Here is a 20,969-nt window from a genome sequence, read left to right as displayed (position 1 = left end):
TGACGAAAGACGCCATTCTACAGCAATCCACTCGATCTCAAGCCTGCCACCTCAAAGTGCCCGGGGAAGCGCAGCGCGTCTTCGGGCACCATCGGATGCGCGATCAGAAAGCCCTGCATGACCTGACAGCCGTTGTCCGCCAGCCACTGGTATTGCTCGGGGGTCTCGACCCCTTCGGCAATAACCAGCATATCGAGGTTGCGACTCAGGTCGATGATGCTGCTGGCCATCGCCGCCTCGCGCCTGGACTCGACAATGTTGGCGACAAAACGCCTGTCCAGCTTCAAGGTGTCTAGCTGAAGATTGCGCAAGTGCGACAGCGAGCATTCGCCGGTCCCGAAATCGTCCAGCGCAATACGCACGCCGACGTCATGCAGCAACTTCAGCTGTTTATGGCTATGCGTAAGGTTATGCACCAGAGAGCTTTCAGTGATTTCCACCTCGATCTGCCCTGGTTTGAGCTCGAAGCGATCCATGGCACGCTTCAGCTCCGAAGCCAGGTTGGGCATGCAGAATTGCGTGGGGCTGACACAGACACTCAGTACCACATCGGCAGCAAACACCCGACTCCACGCCTGACGCTGTTCGGCACCCTGATCGAAAATCCAGCTGCCTAGCCGGTTGATCAACCTGGTCTCCTCAAGCAAGGGAATGAACAGTGCAGGAGGTACCTCGCCGACCGCCGGATGCTGCCAGCGCAACAACGCTTCGAAACCACGCAGGCGGCCATCCGCAACGTGGACCTGGGGCTGGTACACCACCGAAAAATCCTTGCCATCGATGGCCGTGCGCACGCTTTCCTCAAGCATCAGCCGTGAGCGGGCGCGTCCGTTCATGTTCTGGTCGTAGAACCGGTATTGCTGACGCCCTGCACGCTTGGCCTCGTACATGGCGATATCTGCCGCACGCAGCAAACCGTCCAGATTCGAGCCGCAGTCCGGAAAGGTCGCAATACCGACACTGGCACCCAAGGTGATATCGACACCGTCGACCCTGGCGTCTTCCCGACACCCGTTCAATGAGCTTTTCGGCGATTTTGGCCGCCTGTTCGGGGTAATCAAGCCCATCGATCACGACCGTGAATTCGTCGCCGCCAATGCGCGCCAGAACATCATAGGGGCGCATGCTGTCCTTGAACTGCTCGGCGACCCAGAGCAATACCTGATCACCGGCGTCATGACCCAGCGCATCATTGATCTGCTTGAAGCCGTCCAGGTCCATGAACAGCACAACCAGGTATTTGTCTGTCTGCTCCTTTCGCAGGAGCATGCCTTCAACGGCCTGATAAAGCCCGCGGCGATTGAGCAGGCCTGTCAAAGCGTCGGTAACGGCCTGTTTTTCAAGTTGCTGATAAAGATCACGGACTACCGACATATCCAGAACCGTCATCACCATCGCCTTCTGCTCCGCAGGCAGCGCCGCGCAAGACAAGGCAACCGGCAACTGTGTACCTTGTGCGGTACGCAGAACGGCATCGTGCACCCGGTAGGTGTCGGCCTTGCGATAGTGCTTGTAGAAGCCAGACTCCAGCCAGTCGCCCACTTGCGGTTCGATAATGTAATCCAGCACTTGCGTACCGCGCAGTTGATCGACCGAAGCGCTCAACAACTGGCAGATGGCGGGATTGGCAAAACTGATGGTGCCCGCCTCATCAACGACCAGAATGCCTTCGGCGACGTTGGCCAGCACTGACGCGTTGAACGCTCGGGCCGATTCAAGCTCCAGCGAGAGCTGTTGCAGCGCACGACGGTTACGCTGCTGCTCAAGCAGGGTCTGCACCTTGGGCTTGAGAACGTTCGGGTCGAAGGGTTTGAACAGGTAATCCGTCGCGCCATTCGCATACCCCTTCTGCACGGCATCCTGAGTCTGCTCATTGGCCGTGAGAAAGATAATCGGCGTCAGACGGGTGCGCTGACTGCCTCGCATTAGCCGAGCGACTTCGAAGCCGTCCATGCCCGGCATCTGCACATCCAGCAGAACCAGGTCGACTTCCTGCTCAAGAAGTACCGTCAATGCTTCGATGCCTGAACTCGCAGTCACAATGTGCCAGTCCGTTCTTTGCAGAACAGCGCACATCGTCACCAGATTTTCCGGGTAATCGTCTACAACCAGTAAAACCGAAGAGCCATCATGTGGCTGTGTTGGCACGCGTTCCATGCTGCTTCTCTATGTGGGCATGACGCCTGGGTTTCAGGACGACCGTCATACTTTGGAATAACTCTAGCCCCGTCTCGCAAAAAGCAGAAGCAAGGCACCCCTTCCCTACCATCAAAGTTCGATCTACCCGACTAACGGTCATTCCCTGTACGCCGTGCACACTCTGCTCTGCAGGAAAAGTGACAGCACTTTGACGTCATTGGTTCGACAACTTTTAATTAACAAATCGCCCTACAATCCGTATAAAACGCGCTCAAACCCTCTTGCTAGAGGCCACCCCTTGGTAGCAAACAGACATGCGCGGAAGGATTGAACATGATCGATCTCGGATCGTACCAACTCAGCATTCCAGTGGGCTCCCCCCCCCAAACCATTACCACCGCTCAGCTTGTTAAGGGTTATGACGGCAAATACTTCAAATCAAAATCGGACTCCATTGTGTTCTGGTCTCCGGTGACCGGGACCAAAACCGAAAACGCTAAATATTCGCGCAGCGAGTTACGGGAAACATGGTCAGATGGATCACTGCACAATTGGGTATATCCCGACGCGGACAACTATCTGAACGCTAAACTGGAAGTCGATCAGGTGCCCTCTTCCGGCAAGATCGTGATCGGCCAGATACATGCCTACGAGAGCACCGAGCCTCTTCTGAAAGTCGAGTATCAATACAAGGAAGACACCAAGACCGGAGACATCGTTGCGAAAGTTCGCAATCGTTTCGATGACGACGAAAGCAAGGTCTATAAGATAGTCGAAGGTGTGAAGCTCAATCAGACATTCAGTTACGTCATTCACCTGAGCAAGGGTGGAAAATTGACTGTCAGTGTCAACGACACCGACTGGAGCAAGCGCATCAGCGAGACCTGGCGCGACAAGCCTTTGTATTTCAAAGCCGGTGTTTATACCCAGGACAACACCGGGTATACCTCGGAAGGCGGCAAGGCCACGTTCTATAATCTGGATATTGATCACAACAAGAGCTGAGTCGCACGCAGGCCTTGAATCAAACGATCAAAAAAACGGCCCGCACTTGCAGAAAGTGCGGGCCGCTTTTCATTTCATCGGTTATTCAAGCAGCATTATCAGCGGTTGGCTTTGAACTCCTGCTCAGCCGCCAGGAAACGTGTCTGCATGGACGCAGACGCAGGCTTGCCGATCAGACTGAATACCACGATGGCAATGCTGGCAAGGATGAAACCCGGGATGATTTCATACAGGCCAAGGGTACTGAACTGCTTCCAGAGTACGACAGTCGCAGCGCCGACTATTACCCCAGCCAGCGCACCATTGCGCGTCATGCCTTTCCACAGCACAGATATCAGCACCACAGGGCCGAATGCAGCGCCAAACCCTGCCCAGGCATAGCTCACCAGCCCCAGTACGCGATTCTCGGGATTGGCGGCCAGCAGAATGGCAATGACAGCGATCAGCAACACCATCGCACGCCCGACCCACACCAACTCAAGCTGCGAAGCCCCCTTGCGCAGGTAAGCCTTGTAGAAGTCTTCGGTCAGCGCGCTGGAGCACACCAGCAACTGGCAACTCAGCGTACTCATCACCGCAGCCAGAATGGCCGACAGCAATACACCGGCGATCCATGGATTGAACAGCAGCTTGGCCAGTTCGATGAAGACCCGCTCCGGGTTCTCGGTCACCGGCCCGGCCACATCCGGGTGCGCGGAGAAGTAAGCGATACCAAAGAAGCCTACCGCCACAGTACCGCCAAGGCACAGGATCATCCAGGCCATGGAGATGCGTCGGGCGCTGGCAATCGACTTGACCGAATCAGCCGCCATGAAGCGCGCCAGGATATGCGGCTGACCGAAATAACCCAGTCCCCAGCCAAGCAGGGAAATGATGCCGATGAAAGTCGTGTTCTTGAACATGTCGAAGCTGGTCGGATCTTTCGCTTCAATGGCCAGGAAGGTGGTATCGACCCCGCCTGTTGCCAGCAGGACGATGATCGGCGTCAGGATGAGGGCGAAGATCATCAGCGTGGCTTGTACGGTGTCGGTCCAGCTCACGGCCAGAAAACCACCGACGAAGGTGTACGCAATGGTAGCCGCAGCGCCGGCCCACAGGGCGGTTTCGTAGGACATGCCGAAGGTGCTTTCAAACAGACGCGCGCCCGCAACGATGCCCGAGGCGCAATAGATGGTGAAGAACACCAGAATCACGACGGCCGAGATGATGCGCAGCAGGCCGCTGCTGTCTTCGAAGCGGCTGCTGAAGTAATCCGGCAGGGTCAGCGCGTCACCGTTGTGCTCGGTCTGCACACGCAGACGACCGGCCACGAACAGCCAGTTCAGGTAGGCGCCGATGATCAGACCAATGGCGATCCAGCTTTCCGACAGGCCGGACATATAGATAGCCCCCGGCAACCCCATCAACAGCCAGCCGCTCATGTCCGAGGCCCCTGCTGAAAGCGCTGTTACCACGCTGCCCAGGCTGCGCCCGCCGAGGATGTAATCCGAAAGGTTGTTGGTAGAGCGATAGGCCATCAAGCCGATCAAGACCATTGCCGCTATATAGATCACAAACGTGATCAAGGTAGGGTTACTGACACTCATGAGTTCTGCCTTGGCATTGTTTTTATGTTGGCACCCGATGCCAAAGGGAATAGCGACCGATATACGGCGCATCCGTGCTTTTGCACCCGACACCGCGTTGACTGATCGCTCCGCAAGGATCGGCAATCAATGACTGGCGGTCGCACCGCGGGAATGAATCCTATTAAACAAACCAAACAAGGTGCAACCCATTTCACCGTGCAAGTTGCACCTGTTACAAAAAAACCAATAAAGGCGTTTTTCTGCTCCATTTTAGGGCGCTTTCGACCCTCTCTACAAACAATCGCGCACCAGCTCTGAGCAAAGCAGCACTTTTGCGGGTCACTTGCCGGGAATGTCACAAAATATTATCGAAACAGGGTTGCACTCGGTTGCACCTGACCCCGTCACAGCGCTAATCTTCGCCAAAGCCGATGCCACCGTTGCGTGGCTATAATGAGGACAACACATGGCCACCACTACTCTGGGCGTCAAACTTGACGACCCGACCCGCGAGCGATTGAAAGCCGCCGCCCATTCGATCGACCGCACACCGCACTGGTTGATCAAGCAGGCGATTTTCAATTACCTGGAAAAACTGGAGAGTGGTGCAACCTTGCTGGAGCTCAATGGCGCGACTGGCAAAGACAGCGAAGACCGAGGCGAAGTGGCGGAAGACACAGGCCTGCAATGCTTCCTGTATTTTGCCGAGAGCATTCAACCGCAGTCGGTACTGCGGGCGGCCATCACCTCCGCCTACCGCCGCCCCGAGCAGGAAGTGGTGCCGATGCTGCTGGAGCAGGCGCGCCTGACTGCACCTGTTGCCGAAGCCACCAACAAGGTGGCCGCGTCTATTGCCGAAAAGCTGCGCAACCAAAAAAGCGCTGGCGGCCGCGCTGGCATTGTTCAAGGCCTGTTGCAGGAATTTTCGCTGTCCTCGCAGGAAGGCGTTGCACTCATGTGCCTGGCCGAGGCGTTGCTGCGCATTCCGGACAAGGGCACGCGCGATGCCCTGATTCGCGACAAGATCAGCAACGGCAACTGGCAGCCGCACTTGGGCAACAGCCCCTCGCTGTTCGTCAACGCTGCCACCTGGGGCCTGCTGCTGACCGGCAAGCTGGTCGCCACTCACAATGAGGCAGGCCTCACTTCTTCACTGAGCCGCATCATCGGCAAGAGCGGCGAACCGATGATCCGCAAGGGCGTCGACATGGCCATGCGCCTGATGGGCGAGCAGTTCGTCACCGGCGAAACCATCGGCGAAGCCCTGGCCAATGCCAGCCGTTTTGAAGCCAAGAGCTTCCGCTATTCCTACGACATGCTGGGTGAAGCGGCGCTTACCGAGCATGATGCGCAGAAGTATCTCGCGTCCTACGAGCAGGCCATACACTCCATCGGCAAGGCCTCCCACGGCCGCGGTATCTACGAAGGCCCGGGCATTTCCATCAAGCTGTCGGCACTGCACCCGCGCTATAGCCGCGCCCAGTACGAGCGCGTGATGGAAGAACTGTACCCGCGCCTGCTGTCGCTGACCCTGCTGGCCAAGCAGTACGACATCGGCCTGAACATCGATGCCGAAGAGGCTGATCGTCTGGAGCTGTCACTGGATCTGCTCGAGCGCCTGTGCTTCGAACCGCAGCTCACTGGCTGGAACGGCATTGGCTTCGTGATTCAGGCTTACCAGAAGCGCTGCCCTTATTTGATCGATTACGTGATCGATCTGGCTCGGCGCAGCCGTCACCGCCTGATGATCCGTCTGGTCAAGGGCGCGTACTGGGACAGCGAGATCAAGCGCGCCCAGGTCGAAGGTCTGGAAGGCTATCCGGTGTACACGCGCAAGGTGTACACCGACGTCTCGTACATCGCCTGTGCCCGCAAGCTGCTGGCGGCACCAGAAGTCATTTATCCACAATTCGCCACACACAACGCCCACACCCTGGCGGCTATTTACCAGATCGCCGGGCAGAATTATTACCCAGGTCAGTATGAGTTCCAGTGCCTGCACGGCATGGGCGAGCCTTTGTACGAGCAGGTCGTAGGCAAGGTCGCAGACGGCAAGCTGAACCGTCCATGCCGCGTGTACGCTCCGGTCGGCACGCATGAAACGCTGTTGGCCTATCTGGTCCGTCGTCTGCTGGAAAACGGTGCCAACACGTCGTTCGTCAACCGGATTGCCGACCATTCGATCTCCATTCAGGAACTGGTGGCCGACCCGGTCAGCCAGATCGAACGCATGGCAACACAGGAAGGCGGTTTCGGCTTGCCGCACCCGCGCATTCCGCTGCCGCGCGACCTGTATGGCACCGAGCGCGCCAACTCCAGCGGCATCGACATGGCCAACGAGCATCGTCTGGCTTCGCTGTCATCGGCCCTGCTCGCCACAGCGCACAATGACTGGAAAGCTGCCCCCATGCTCGGCTGCCCGGCCAGCGCAGGCACACTGACTGCCGCGTTGAACCCATCGGACCTGCGTGATGTGGTCGGTCATATTCAGGAAGCCTCGCTGCAGGATGTCGAGAACGCCATCCAGTGCGCCTTGAGCGCTGGCCCGATCTGGCAGGCAACACCGCCTGCCGAACGCGCCGCAATTCTGGAACGTGCTGCCGATTTGATGGAAAGCGACATCCAGCCCTTGATGGGCCTGCTGGTCCGCGAGGCGGGCAAGACCTTCGCCAACGCCATCGCCGAGGTGCGCGAAGCCGTCGACTTCCTGCGTTACTACGCCGTACAGGCGCGCAATGATTTCACCAACGACGCCCATCGTCCGCTGGGGCCGGTGGTCTGCATCAGCCCGTGGAACTTCCCGCTGGCAATTTTCAGCGGTCAGGTCGCTGCTGCACTGGCTGCGGGCAACCCGGTGCTGGCCAAACCGGCCGAGCAAACACCGTTGATTGCCGCCCAGGCCGTGCGCCTGCTGCTTGAAGCCGGCATCCCGGAAGGCGTGGTGCAATTGTTACCGGGGCGCGGTGAAACCGTAGGTGCCGGGCTGGTCGGCGACGAACGCGTCAAAGGCGTGATGTTCACCGGTTCCACTGAAGTCGCCCGCCTGCTGCAACGCAACGTGGCGGGTCGCCTGGACTCGCAGGGCCGCCCCATCCCGTTGATCGCCGAAACCGGCGGTCAGAACGCGATGATCGTCGACTCTTCGGCGCTGACCGAACAGGTTGTCATCGACGTGGTTTCTTCGGCGTTCGACAGCGCCGGGCAACGCTGCTCGGCACTGCGCGTGCTGTGCCTGCAGGAAGACTCTGCCGACCGCGTCATCGAAATGCTCAAGGGGGCGATGGCCGAGAGCCGCCTCGGCAACCCGGAGCGCCTGTCCGTGGACATCGGCCCGGTGATCGATGCCGAGGCCAAGGCGGGTATCGAAAAACACATCCAGGCCATGCGCGACAAAGGCCGTACGGTTTATCAGGTGGCCATTGCCGACAGCACGGAGCTTAAGCGTGGCACCTACGTGATGCCGACCCTGATCGAGCTGGAAAGCTTCGATGAGCTGCAACGCGAAATCTTCGGCCCGGTGCTGCATGTGGTGCGCTACAAGCGCAAGGAACTGGGCCTGCTGATCGACCAGATCAATGCATCCGGCTACGGCCTGACCCTTGGTGTTCATACCCGCATCGACGAGACCATCGCCAAGGTCATCGACAACGTCAACGCAGGCAACGTCTATGTAAACCGTAACATCGTCGGTGCTGTGGTGGGCGTCCAGCCATTTGGCGGCGAAGGCTTGTCCGGTACCGGCCCTAAAGCCGGTGGCCCGCTGTACCTGTACCGCCTGCTGTCGACGCGTCCGCAGGATGCCATCGAGAAATCGTTCGTGCGCAGTGATGCACTGTCTGCTCCGGACACCCGCCTGCGTGACATCCTCAACAAACCGTTGCAAGCCTTGAAGGCCTGGGCAGCCAGTAATCAGCAAAGCGATCTGGATGCCCTGTGCAGCCAATACGCCGAGCAATCGCAAAGCGGCATCACTCGCCAGCTGGCGGGGCCGACCGGCGAGCGCAACAGCTATGCGATTCTGCCGCGTGAACACGTGCTTTGCCTGGCGGATGACGAGAACGACCTGCTGATTCAACTGGCGGCCGTGCTGGCTGTCGGCAGCTCTGCCGTGTGGCCGGAAACAGACATCAGCAAGCCATTGCGCGCTCGTCTGCCAAAGGACGTTCAGGCACGCATCAAGCTGATCCCTGACTGGACCAAGGACGAAGTCGCTATCGACGCCGTCCTGCACCACGGCGATTCCGATCAGCTACGCGCCATCTGCCAGCAGATCGCACAACGCAGCGGTGCAATCGTCGGCGTCAATGGCCTGTCCCACGGCGAAACCAACGTGCCGCTGGAACGTCTGGTGATAGAGCGGGCATTGAGCGTCAACACCGCGGCGGCGGGTGGCAATGCGAGCCTGATGACGATCGGCTGATGCCGCTAGGTAACAGATGACGCAGAGCGTCAAGAAAGGCATTCCCACGCTGGAGCGTGCGGAACGAGAGGTGTCCGAAAGACACCGACCGTTCCCATGCTCTGGACGCTCCGCGTCCGCTCTCGATACCCCCCGCACACGCTCGACCATCACCCGAATCAATCTTGCTACCCTCCCCCCCTCAACCCGACCTAGACTTGGGTCATTCCAAGAATAGGTACGCCATCATGTCCGAGTCGCTGCTCAGTTCACGAAACCTGGCTTTCGAGCTGTATGAAGTGCTGGACGCCGAAGGGCTGACGCGGCGTGAGCGGTTTGCCGAGCATTCGCGGGAAACCTTCGATGCAGCGCTGGGGACGGCGCGTACTATCGCGGAAAAATATTTTGCGCCGCACAACCGCAAGGCTGACGAAAACGAGCCGCGCTATGAAAATGGCGAAGCGATTCTGATCCCCGAGGTCAAGCCTGCGGTGGATGCGTTTCTCGCCGCTGGTTTTCTCAATGCATCGCGTGATTTTGAAGCGGGCGGCATGCAGTTGCCGACCTTGCTGTCACAGGCCTGCTTTGCCCACTTTCAGGCAGCCAATGTCGGAACCACGGCCTACCCGTTCCTGACCATGGGCGCGGCGAACCTGATTGAGAGTTTTGGCAACGACGAACAAAAACAGCGCTTTCTGCAATCGATGATCGAGGGGCGCTTTTTCGGCACCATGGCGCTGACCGAGCCACACGCAGGCTCGTCGCTGTCAGACATCCGCACCCGCGCCGAACCGGCAGAAGACGGCACCTATCGGCTGCGCGGCAACAAGATTTTCATCTCGGGTGGTGATCACGCACTTTCGGAAAATATCGTGCACATGGTATTGGCAAAGCTGCCGGATGCGCCTGGCGGGGTCAAAGGTATCTCGCTGTTCATCGTGCCCAAGTTTCTGGTCAACGACGACGGCAGCCTCGGCAAGCATAACGATGTGCTGCTGGCTGGCCTGTTTCACAAGATGGGCTGGAAAGGCACGACCTCTACCGCGCTGAATTTCGGCGATAACGGTGAGTGTGTTGGCTATCTGGTCGGCAAGCCTCATCACGGTTTGAGTTACATGTTCCAGATGATGAACGAAGCACGCATCGGCGTCGGCCTGGGCGCGGTCATGCTCGGCTATTCGGGGTATCTGTATTCTCTGGATTATGCCCGCGACCGACCTCAAGGTCGGCTGCCCGACAGCAAGAGCCCCGAGAGCACGCCTGTTCCGATCATTCAGCACGCCGACGTGCGACGCATGCTGCTGACCCAGAAAGCGTATGTAGAAGGCGCGTTCGACCTGTGCCTGTATGCCTCGCGACTGTTCGACGACACACAGACCGGAGAAGCCGAAGACGCCCGCAAGCATGCCCATGAACTGTTGGACCTGCTGACTCCGGTGGTCAAGTCATGGCCCTCGGAGTTCTGCCTGAAGGCTAACGAGCTGGCGATTCAGGTTCTAGGCGGTCATGGCTATACCCGCAAATACCCTGTTGAGCAGTACTACCGCGACAACCGGCTTAATCCGATTCATGAAGGTACTCACGGCATTCAGTCGCTGGACCTGCTTGGCCGCAAGCTGGCGCAGAACGGCGGCACCGGCCTCAAGCAACTGCTGCGCCTGATATCCGATACCTGCGAGCGGGCGCAGGGCTACGATTCACTTCATGAGCTGCGCCAACCTCTGGAGCAATTGGTCGCTCATGTGCAGGCTGTCACCCTCGGCCTGCTGACCGATCTGGCGCAAGGCAGAATCACCAGTACGCTGGCCAATTCGGCGCTGTACCTCAAGGTATTCGGCCACACCATTATCGGCTGGCGCTGGCTGGAACAGGCGATCCGCGCCGAGGAAGGTCTGGGCAAAGGTGATTCGGCCGACAGCGACTTCTACAAGGGCAAGCTGCAAGCTGCCCGCTACTTCCTGACATGGGAATTACCGGGCTGCCATCACGAGCTGAGCATTCTGGAAAACCGCGATGACACCTGCCTCGCCATGCGCGATGACTGGTTTTAAATAAAACCGGGCGGCGCTTGATCAGTGAGGGCTGAACAGGTCAGTCATCGGGTTCTGTGGAAAGAACCGGTCGACCAATACTTTCGCATCTGCCCCCAACTTGAGCGCGTATTGCTCTCGACTGAATGGCTCGCCCGTGCGCATATCGTAAAGCGCCCTTCCCTGAACCGGGCGATCGACCTCCTGCATCTGGACTTTCATGAGACGATAAAAATCGCCGACCACTTCTTGGATACTCTCGATCTGAAAATAACAACCAGGCAAAAAGATCGATTCGGCCTCATCGGGCGAGGCTGAAAATGGCGCGATCGGCGTGGCCCTCAAATACCGTCCTTTGGGTAAAACAAAGACCACCGAAGTATCATCGAACGTTATCGGCCCAATCACCGCATTAGTAGGAGCACCGGCTCGACTGCTGGCGAACGCGCTGACCACATAGGGGTTTTCACTGAACGAAGTGATATCGGTATTGACCAGCACATCGCCAACCTTGATCTGCCCGCTGCGGAACACGGCACCCGAGGTGCCCCGATCACCGCTGCCACCCCGATACAACTCGACATCATTGCTATAGCCCACCACCTGGATGTCATCGGCAAGACGCTCGATGAACCTTACCTGGTTGGGGCCCCTACGTTCGCCTGTACGCAGGAATCGATTGAACACCGTATCCTCCTGGGTATAGAGCATGATGTTAGCGCCGTAATAGTCGTCCTCGCCCAGCTTGAATACCCTGTGTTTACCGTGCCACGGGTCCCGGTACACTTCATCGCCTTCGGGTGAAGAGTCAGACTCCAGAACATCGTCCGTGGTTGGCTCCCAGATATCCATGACCTCTTTCTGACGAGCCAGGGCTCTTTCTGCATAATATTGCTCATTGAATATGTCCGTTTGCAGGTACCTGTCCCAGAACGTTGAATGCACTGTTGCATAAGGTTTTCCTGGCGGGACTGATGAGCTGGTAGACGGAACCTGCGGATCCATAGGCGAGCCACCCTGCAAGCCAGGTGATTGAATCAGCGTCCATTCTCCGTCGAGCCCCAAGCGAACCGGCTTACTGCCAACGAACGCAAAAGGATTGTCAGGGTCAACGATAAACCAGCACTGCTGTTGCTCACTGAACATCACGCGATACGGCAACCGCGCAAGCTTGATCCAGGTTTCGCCATTGCCCAACGAATAAACGCCACGAAACCTGCCTTCCTCGGCTGAGGGCGTGAGGCTGTCCAGCAGCAGGTTGCCTTCCATGTTTTCCAGCGGATCGACAATCACGCCATTCTCCACAACTTCACTGGGGAGCGACACGACATCCGCCCGCACTAATGGCACAGGCTCAGGCATGGCACGAATGGACATCAGTAGCGGCAGATTAAAAAGCAGGTAAAGGGTGTTGATAATGGCACCCAATACACCAGCGCGACGTTGCGCCGGGGTCTTGCCATTGACCGCCTGATCAATGATCAACCCGGTATTGGCGAGGCCTGCGCCAACCAGCGTCAGAGCAACGGGCCACCCCAACGCGGCTAGCCCGCCAAAAGCCTGCATGAAGGCACTTAGATAACCGATCCATATCTGCTTGCGCAGATCGGCGTTGGACGTCAGCAACTGATGCGCGTCGGTGGTCATGACCTGACGCGCGATATCACGCAGATAAATAAAGGGATCACCCACGATGGGTGCCCGGGATTGATTGATAAGTCGGACATCGGCACGCCAGTCATGCGCGAGCAATTCACTGACCCCGCGCGCAAACCTGACGCTGTCCTGTGTTCGTGCCGCCTCGCCGCGCAGGAAATTGCCTGTCAGTGCCTTACCCGCCTGCTCGCTCGCGAACTGCCCCTTGAGCCAGTTGTACAGCGCGCGTTCGTTTTCGAACACCTGAAAAGGCTGCTCGGCATCAGGCCGGTAAATCACTTCCCGGCCATCAGCGATAACGATACGCAGCATGTCGTAAGTCTTGACGCCGTTGATATCCAGCGTATGCACCGAAAGGCCAGGCGTTACCAAGGGCGAGTCCCGCAAGGCCTTCAGCGTCGCAGGCTGCGAGGGATCAGTGACGACGAATCGAGTGACTTGCTTGAAGTCGTCTGGCGAAAGCTGACCTTTGCGCAGGCAATTACCGGCCGCAACCAAATAGTGCGCTTTGGCCAGAATGCAAAAATTCTCACTGTGCGAACTCCAGAAACGCTCCATGCGGCGGGTGTACAGCGAGCTGAAATCCAGCGTCCACATTTCTGCCAGCAAAGTCTGCGGCAGCATGGGCACCTCGTTGCGCTCGTCGAACACCTCATGATCCGGACCGTCGGTATAAAAACCGCCGTAAAGGGAAAGCTCATCACTGGCCTCTTCGTCGTGGGCGTTGAAGTTCTGCATGAGCAGTTCGATCAACGTCATCGATTGCAGCGGTTTGCCGGAATGTTGCCAGCCGGTGAATGTACGCGGACTGCTGCTTGCGCTGCCGAAACGATGCCAATAGACCTTGTCAGGGTTAAACACCTTTTGCGTGTGCTGAAGCATGATCTTGCTGACTACGCTATAGGCCAGATCGTGCAGATCGGGGTAGTCGAAAACAAATTGCTTCGCGCGTTCACGCAGCAGTTGCTGATCGGTTTTAGGTGTTTTCAGAGATTGGGTCGTCATGACTTCTTCCTGTATGAGAGAAGTCCTGCACGTAATCACTCTTTACGGCATACGTGGCACTAACTATTTATAACGCGACCCTGCGCAGGCAGGCACGTGAACTGATTCAGTCAGAGGCCCGAACAGCAAAGGCGGCGGGTGACTGCAGATTGATCGGGTTCAGCCGGAAGTAATCGCGACCGAAAGTATTTGCTCGCCCGCCTCCAGAACTCTGCATGCGGATCCCGCTTATCGCCGAACGGATTTCCGCCCCTCTTATTTCTGCAATTTCATCGTCCATGATGAAAACCTTCTATAGCTGAAGCTCGACAACAGGCCGCAAGAAGGCTTGGCTTGCGGCATATACGTCTGTGTCGACCGCAAGATTGCGACGAGTCACGTGCTCTGGAACGCCGAATCTGCGTGATCCGCCGAAAATTGATCTTTGACAGCCAAGCAATTCAACAGGTTAAATCGCTTGGCACGCGGACTGCTTGGTCAGTTTTCGCCCCTCTCGCTTCAATTCAGTTTTTCTACGGAGTACCGCCCTTGGACGCCACCACCATCAACAGCCTGTTCCTGATCGGCGCGTTGCTGGTAGCCGCAAGCATCCTGGTCAGCTCTCTTTCATCACGCCTGGGTATTCCGATCCTGGTCATCATCCTGGCCGTGGGCATGGTGGCGGGCGTGGATGGCGGCGGGATCATCTTCGACAACTACGCTACCGCCTACCTGGTCGGCAACCTTGCGCTGGCGGTGATCCTGCTCGATGGCGGGCTGCGAACGCGGGTGGCCAGTTTCCGGGTTGCGCTGTGGCCTGCCTTGTCGCTGGCAACGGTGGGCGTGCTGATCACCACCGTACTGACCGGCATGGTGGCTGCCTGGCTGTTCAATCTGAGCGTTATCCAGGGGCTGCTGATCGGTGCAATCGTCGGTTCGACAGACGCTGCTGCGGTGTTCTCCCTGCTGGGCGGCAAAGGCCTGAACGAGCGGGTCACCGCCAGCCTTGAGATAGAATCGGGCAGCAACGACCCTATGGCCGTGTTCCTGACCGTCACCCTGATCGGCATGCTGGCCAGCGGTCAGACCGGCTTGCACTGGGGGCTGCTGGGACATTTGATCCAGGAATTCGGTATCGGCAGTTTCATCGGCCTGGGCGGCGGCTGGATCCTGCTTCAGCTGGTCAACCGCATCAATCTGGCGGCCGGCCTGTACCCTATTCTGGTGATTGCCGGGGGGCTTGCGATCTTTGCCCTGACCAACGCCATTCACGGCAGCGGCTTTCTCGCGGTCTACCTGTGCGGTCTGGTGCTGGGTAACCGGCCGATCCGCAGCCGCCACGGCATCCTGCACATGCTCGACGGCATGGCCTGGCTGGCACAGATCGGCATGTTTCTGGTGCTGGGCCTGCTGGTCACGCCCCACGACCTGCTGCCGATTGCAATACCGGCACTGGGCCTGGCGCTGTGGATGATTCTGGTGGCACGCCCGCTGTCGGTGATGGTCGGCCTGCTGCCGTTCAAGGCCTTCCATGGCCGCGAAAAAGCCTTTATCGCCTGGGTCGGCCTGCGCGGCGCGGTGCCGATCATCCTCGCCGTGTTCCCGCTGATGGCCGGGCTGCCCAATGCGCAGCTGTACTTCAACCTGGCGTTCTTTATCGTACTGGTCTCGCTGTTGCTGCAAGGCACCAGCCTGCCGTGGGTGGCCAAACTGTTGAAAGTGACGGTTCCGCCTGACCCTGCGCCTATTTCCCGGGCCGCGCTGGAGGTGCACGTCACCAGTGAATGGGAGCTGTTCGTCTACCGTCTGGGCGCTGAAAAGTGGTGCATCGGTGCGGCGCTGCGTGAGCTGAAAATGCCTGAAGGCACGCGTATTGCCGCACTGTTCCGGGGCCAGCAGTTGCTCCACCCGTCCGGCAGTACGACGCTGGAAGTGGGCGACCTGCTCTGTGTGATCGGTCACGAACATGATCTTCCGGCACTGGGCAAACTGTTCAGCCAGGCACCGCAACGTGGCCTGGATCTGCGCTTCTTCGGCGACTTCGTTCTTGAAGGCGATGCACGGCTGGGTGAAGTCGCGGCCCTGTATGGCCTGAAACTCGATGGCATTGACCCCGGAATGCCACTCAGCCAGTTCATCGTGCAGAAGAACCGCGGCGAGCCAGTGGTGGGCGACCAGATTGAATGGAATGGAACTATTTGGACAGTTGCCGTCATGGACGGGAACAAGATCCAGAAAGTGGGCGTCAAATTCCCCGAAGGAACCCGCCCGGGCCCCGGACTGTTCCTTTAAACTGCCAATCCACACGTATCATCATGCGACCGGTGTCTATGTTTTCCCTGCGTTCCATTTGTGCTGCCGCACTGTTTGCGCTTTGCCTGTCCACCTTCCCGGCGCTCGCCGCCGACCCGCCCAGCAGCGATGCCGTGCAGCAAAGCCTCGACAAGATTGCTGATCGCAAGCTGCCTGATGCCGAGCAGAAAGCGCTGCAACAAGTACTCGAGCAAACGTTGGCTTTTCTCGCCAGCAAGAAGGACAGCGAGCAGAAACTCGAAGCGCTCAAGCAACAACTGGCCCAGGCGCCAAAACAGACCTCGGAAAACCAGCGCGAGCTGGCCCGCCTGAAAGAAAGCAAAGTGGTACCCGTCGCCCAGCGCTACGGCGGCCTTGATGTGCCACAACTGGAGCAGCTTCTCAGCCAGCGCAGTACCCAGCAAAGCGACCTGCAAAGTGAACTCAACGACGCCAACAGCCTGGCCATCACCGCGCAGACCCGGCCTGAGCGGGCGCAGACTGAAATCAGCGCCAATCAGACGCGTATCCAGCAGATCAACGCCATCCTCAAGAGCGGCAAGGACAACGGCAAGACCCTGAGCGCCGACCAGCGCAATCTGCTCAATGCAGAACTGGCCTCGATCAACGCCCTCAACCTGCTGCGCCGTCAGGAACTGGCCGGTAACAGCCAGTTGCAGGACCTGGGCAATAGCCAGCATGACTTGCTGACCGAAAAGGTCGCGCGCCAGGAACAGGAAATTCAGGACCTGCAGACCCTGATCAACGACAAGCGTCGCGCCCAATCGCAGAAAACGGTCGCCGACCTGTCCCTGGAAGCGCAAAAGTCCGGTGGCAGCAGCCTGCTGGCGACCGAAAGCGCCGCCAACCTCAAGCTTTCCGACTACCTGCTGCGCGGCACCGACCGCCTCAACGAGCTGACCCAGCAGAACCTCAAGACCAAGCAGCAACTGGACAACCTGACCCAGACCGATCAAGCCCTCAGCGAGCAGATCAACGTGCTGAGCGGTAGCCTGCTGCTGTCCAAGATTCTCTACAAGCAGAAGCAGGCGTTGCCGCACCTGGAGCTGGACAAGGGCCTGGCCGACGAAATCGCCAACATCCGCCTGTATCAGTTCGACATCAACCAGCAACGCGAGCAGATGAGCACGCCGACCGCCTATGTCGAAAAGCTGCTCGCCACTCAACCGCCTGAAAACATTACCCCGCAACTGCGCCGTACGCTGCTGGACCTGGCAATCACTCGCAGCGACTTGCTGGAGCGTCTCAATCGCGAGCTGAGCGCGTTGCTCAACGAGTCCATCACGCTGCAACTGAACCAGAAGCAGCTGACCAGCACCGCTCAGGGACTGCGCGCCACACTCGACGAGCAGATGTTCTGGATCCCCAGCAACAAGCCGCTGGACCTGGAATGGTTTCAGAATATCTGGCCGCGCCTGCAAAAGCAGATCGCCACCCTGCCCTGGACATCCAGCCTGAGCGAGCTGTCAGACGGCCTGACTCAGCGACCGCTGCTGTTCCTGCCCCTGCTGCTGTTGATCGGCGTACTGACCTGGCGGCGCAAGGCGCTGTATCAGAAGCTGAATCGCCTGCATGCCGACATCGGCCACTTCAAACGTGACAGCCAATGGAAAACGCCACTGGCGCTGCTGATCAACGTGCTGCTGGCAATGCCTGTGGCGCTGGGCCTGGCGCTGTGCGGCTATGCCCTGCAAATCGATGCACGCGGGCAAAACGCCAACCTGGGCGAGGCCTTGTTGCAGATCGCCCTCGCCTGGCTGGTGTTCTACACCGCCTACCGCGTACTCGCCCCATCTGGCGTTGCCCAACTGCATTTCCGCTGGGAAACGGCGCAGGTCGAGTTCCTGCGTGGCTGGGTGCGTCGCCTCGGGCTGGTCGTTCTGGCCCTGGTGGCCGTGGTGGCCGTCGCCGAGCACCAACCTGCCGCACTGGCCGACGATGTACTGGGGATCGGCGTGGTCCTGACCTGCTACGCGCTGATGACCTGGCTGCTCGCTCGCCTGCTGATCTCGAGCCCCACGCATCACAATGCCTCACTGTTCCGCAAGACTGTCGGTGTGGTGTTCACAGCATTGCCCGTCGCACTCTTTCTGGCCGTGTGCTTTGGCTACTACTACACGGCGCTCAAGCTCAGCGACCGCCTGATCGACACCCTGTACCTGATGATGATCTGGCTGATGGTCGAGGCGACCTTCGTTCGCGGCCTGAGCGTCGCCGCCCGCCGCCTGGCCTACCAGCGTGCACTGGCCAAGCGTCAGGCAGCCCGGGAAAACGGCGACAGCGAAATTCCGGTCGAAGAGCCGAAACTGGACATCGAACAGGTCAACCAGCAGTCGCTGCGCCTGATTCGTCTGGCCCTGCTGGCCGGTTTCGTCGGTGCGCTGTACCTGGTCTGGGCCGAGCTGATCACCGTGTTCGCATATCTCGACAACATCATTCTCTACGAATACACCAGCGGCACCGGTGCCAACATGAGCATGGTGCCGATCAGCCTGAGCGACTTCCTCGGTGCAGGGGTGATCATCGTCATCACCTTCGTGCTCGCCGGCAACCTGCCCGGCCTGCTGGAAGTGCTGGTGCTGTCACGCATGAACCTCGCGCAAGGCAGTGCCTACGCGACGACCACGCTGCTGTCGTACACCATCGCCGGTGTCGGCTTCGTGACCACGCTGTCAACGCTGGGCGTGAGCTGGGACAAATTGCAGTGGCTGGTCGCAGCGCTGTCGGTAGGGCTCGGGTTCGGCATGCAGGAGATCTTCGCCAACTTCATCTCCGGCATCATGATCCTCTTCGAACGTCCGGTGCGGATCGGTGACACCATCACCATCGGCGCACTCTCGGGAACGGTCAGCAAGATCCGCATCCGCGCCACGACCATCACCGACTTCGATCGCAAGGACATCATCGTCCCGAACAAGACCTTCATCACCGGCCAGCTCATCAACTGGTCGCTGACCGACACCGTCACCCGCGTAACGCTCAAGCTGGGCGTCGATTACGGCTCGGACCTGGACCTGGTGCGCTCCCTGCTGCTGCAAGCCGCCCGGGAAAACCCTCGGGTGCTCAAGGAACCAGAGCCGATCGTCTACTTCCTGAACTTCGGCGAAAGCACCCTCGACCACGAACTGCGCATGCACGTCCGCGACCTGGGCGACCGCAACCCGGTGCTGGACGAGATCAACCGCTTCATCAATCGCGAGTTCAAGAAGCAGCACATCAACATCTCGTTCCGCCAGATGGAGATTTACCTCAAGAACACCCAGGGCCTGGAATACAAGCTGGTGCCCGCCGAGCCGAGCGAAAAATCCGGCGCACCCACCGGACAGACGACGTTGCAGCCCGTGAACACTCAAGTCACCCCGGCGACCAAAGACGCGCCAGAGCCGCCGGAGTTGAGGCTGGACTGAGGTTGGGTGTGGAATGACCGGCAGGGCGGCTGTCGGTTGTTCACGGTCTGCAAGCTGGAAGCTATAGCGCTTTGAAGGCCTGTTCAGCTTCAACTTATTGATCCACCCCATCCTATAACAACATTATTTCTGACAATGCATAAGCTGAATCATCAAAAGTGCATCGACGCACTCATCAAGCTTATAAGTTCACCTTGACACACTATACGTTCCTAGCAAAGTCGATGCTTTTTTGACAAGAAGATTTATTTCTTTATTTTTTCATTTCAAAGAACGTAAGCTCATGACTTCTATACCTTTAGTTGCCCACGGCTTGACAAAAACTATCTGTTCCGCGCCCCCACATAGAAACCACTCTGGGAGCCAATTTCATCTATGTATACCTCAGTCCCCGCTGGAATTTTTATATTAAAAACGACGGTTGCAGGAACCGAGTACAACACGGTCATTGAATTGAAGTGGGAGCCTCATGATACATGCCCATCACCTCTGTAATGACTTCAATCGGGCATTTAAACTCTAAGCGCTTACGAGGCCGAATGTTCATCTGATAACAAATAGCGTCCAATTCTTCCTGCTGTGCTTCGACAAGTCCGTGCCCTTGGGCAAGTATTGGCGAATCAAGCCGTTGATGTTCTCGTTACTGCCGCGCTGCCACGGACTCTGCGGATCGCAAAAGTAAATCGCCACACCCGTCTTCTGGGTCAATTCGACGTGTTTGGCCATCTCACGCCCTTGGTCATACGTCATGCTTTTACTCAAGTCCAACGGCATGCTGTTCAGCGCCGCACTAAAACCTTAGACCGCCGAGGTCGCGGTGGCGTCGCGCATTTTGACCAGAATCAGATAACCACTGGTGCGCCCAACAAGCGTGCCCACCGCCGAGGCATTGTCCTTGCCTTTAATCAGATCGCCTTCCCAGTGGCCGGGCATTTGCCAGTCGTCAATCTCGGGCGGACGCACGTGAATACTCACCATGTCAGTAATCTGGCCGCGTCGATCAACACCGCCACTGCGCGGCCTGCGGGTACTTTTGCCTTGCCGCAGACACATTTACGCAACTCGCCGGCGGGCAAGGCGTATATGGCGTTGTAGATCGTTTCTCGGCAAACGTAGGCTTCTGCGAAATTCATTTTCATAACGCGCAGCTTGCCCGCGATTTGCTCGGGAGAAAAGCACTCTCGAAGCAAGTGGGTAATCAGCTCGAACAGTTCATTGCCCGGCACCAGTTTTCTGGCGGGGCAACAGACTTTTCGACGCTCGCGAGTAAGGGCTTGTGCTTCGCACGCCGCATAGCCTCCAGTGGGAAGGGGATTTCTTCGCAGACTGATCGTGGGAGGACTACGCCCCAGCAGACGAGCAATCTCTCGCAGACTGAGATCTCGGTATTGTCCGATTTGAATGGTGATGCGTTCTTCCATGCAGAGTTCGGTATAAGATATCGCAGCACCTTACCTGAGGTAGGGGT

Annotated in this window: 8 protein-coding genes and 2 pseudogenes; 5 read left to right on the top strand and 5 right to left on the bottom strand. The window is 58.3% G+C overall.

The annotated features are described in order from the left end of the window. Positions 1–17: 17 nt before the first annotated feature. Positions 18–2,157: pseudogene (locus tag AC4ANK_RS03510) on the bottom strand (two-component system response regulator). Positions 2,158–2,472: 315 nt separating this feature from the next. Here AC4ANK_RS03510 and AC4ANK_RS03505 point away from each other — a divergent pair. Further along, positions 2,473–3,144 carry a polysaccharide lyase family 7 protein gene (locus AC4ANK_RS03505; RefSeq protein WP_004654467.1) on the top strand — a complete coding sequence of 224 codons (672 nt, stop codon included), beginning with the start codon at positions 2,473–2,475 and terminating at the stop codon, positions 3,142–3,144. 98 nt (positions 3,145–3,242) lie between these two features. Here the strand turns inward: AC4ANK_RS03505 and putP are convergent, their stop codons facing one another. Then, entirely contained in the window at positions 3,243–4,730 is a 1,488-nt protein-coding gene (gene putP, locus AC4ANK_RS03500) for a sodium/proline symporter PutP (protein WP_002551756.1), read from the bottom strand. 448 nt (positions 4,731–5,178) lie between these two features. Between putP and putA the strand changes: the two genes are divergently transcribed. Together putA and AC4ANK_RS03490 are read left to right on the top strand one after the other, a co-directional pair. Next, complete coding sequence (gene putA / locus AC4ANK_RS03495; protein ID WP_002551755.1) at positions 5,179–9,132, top strand: trifunctional transcriptional regulator/proline dehydrogenase/L-glutamate gamma-semialdehyde dehydrogenase; 3,954 nt, start codon at positions 5,179–5,181, stop codon at positions 9,130–9,132. A 227-nt stretch (positions 9,133–9,359) separates the two neighbouring features. Continuing rightward, on the top strand, positions 9,360–11,162 hold the full coding sequence (locus AC4ANK_RS03490; protein WP_460384208.1) for an acyl-CoA dehydrogenase: 1,803 nt from the start codon (positions 9,360–9,362) through the stop codon (positions 11,160–11,162). Between the two features lie 21 nt (positions 11,163–11,183). On the opposite strand, the gene AC4ANK_RS03485 is transcribed toward AC4ANK_RS03490, so the two are convergent. Together AC4ANK_RS03485 and AC4ANK_RS03480 are read right to left on the bottom strand one after the other, a co-directional pair. Continuing rightward, positions 11,184–13,802, bottom strand: coding sequence for a dermonecrotic toxin domain-containing protein (locus tag AC4ANK_RS03485; protein WP_460384206.1), 2,619 nt, complete (start codon positions 13,800–13,802; stop codon positions 11,184–11,186). A gap of 106 nt (positions 13,803–13,908) precedes the next feature. Continuing rightward, positions 13,909–14,082, bottom strand: coding sequence for a hypothetical protein (locus tag AC4ANK_RS03480; protein WP_162836992.1), 174 nt, complete (start codon positions 14,080–14,082; stop codon positions 13,909–13,911). Between the two features lie 248 nt (positions 14,083–14,330). Between AC4ANK_RS03480 and AC4ANK_RS03475 the strand changes: the two genes are divergently transcribed. Together AC4ANK_RS03475 and mscK are read left to right on the top strand one after the other, a co-directional pair. Further along, on the top strand, positions 14,331–16,073 hold the full coding sequence (locus AC4ANK_RS03475; protein ID WP_002551752.1) for a potassium/proton antiporter: 1,743 nt from the start codon (positions 14,331–14,333) through the stop codon (positions 16,071–16,073). 38 nt (positions 16,074–16,111) lie between these two features. Continuing rightward, positions 16,112–19,501: a mechanosensitive channel MscK gene (gene mscK, locus AC4ANK_RS03470; protein WP_031595009.1), complete on the top strand. Its 3,390-nt coding sequence runs from the start codon at positions 16,112–16,114 to the stop codon at positions 19,499–19,501. Positions 19,502–19,946: 445 nt separating this feature from the next. Here mscK and AC4ANK_RS03465 read toward each other — a convergent pair. After that, positions 19,947–20,943 (bottom strand): annotated as a pseudogene (locus tag AC4ANK_RS03465) (IS30 family transposase). Between the last annotated feature and the right edge of the window lie 26 nt (positions 20,944–20,969).

This window comes from Pseudomonas sp. Pmew2 (assembly GCF_058129885.1).
This window is presented reverse-complemented; position numbering and strand designations above follow the sequence as displayed.

What these genes read in the sequence shown, in the direction of transcription:
- putA (WP_002551755.1), top strand. Translation starts at nt 5,179, where the DNA reads ATGGCCACCACTACTCTGGGCGTCAAACTTGACGACCCGACCCGCGAG.
- putP (WP_002551756.1), bottom strand. Translation starts at nt 4,730, where the DNA reads ATGAGTGTCAGTAACCCTACCTTGATCACGTTTGTGATCTATATAGCG.
- mscK (WP_031595009.1), top strand. Translation starts at nt 16,112, where the DNA reads ATGTTTTCCCTGCGTTCCATTTGTGCTGCCGCACTGTTTGCGCTTTGC.
- AC4ANK_RS03480 (WP_162836992.1), bottom strand. Translation starts at nt 14,082, where the DNA reads ATGGACGATGAAATTGCAGAAATAAGAGGGGCGGAAATCCGTTCGGCG.
- AC4ANK_RS03490 (WP_460384208.1), top strand. Translation starts at nt 9,360, where the DNA reads ATGTCCGAGTCGCTGCTCAGTTCACGAAACCTGGCTTTCGAGCTGTAT.
- AC4ANK_RS03485 (WP_460384206.1), bottom strand. Translation starts at nt 13,802, where the DNA reads ATGACGACCCAATCTCTGAAAACACCTAAAACCGATCAGCAACTGCTG.
- AC4ANK_RS03505 (WP_004654467.1), top strand. Translation starts at nt 2,473, where the DNA reads ATGATCGATCTCGGATCGTACCAACTCAGCATTCCAGTGGGCTCCCCC.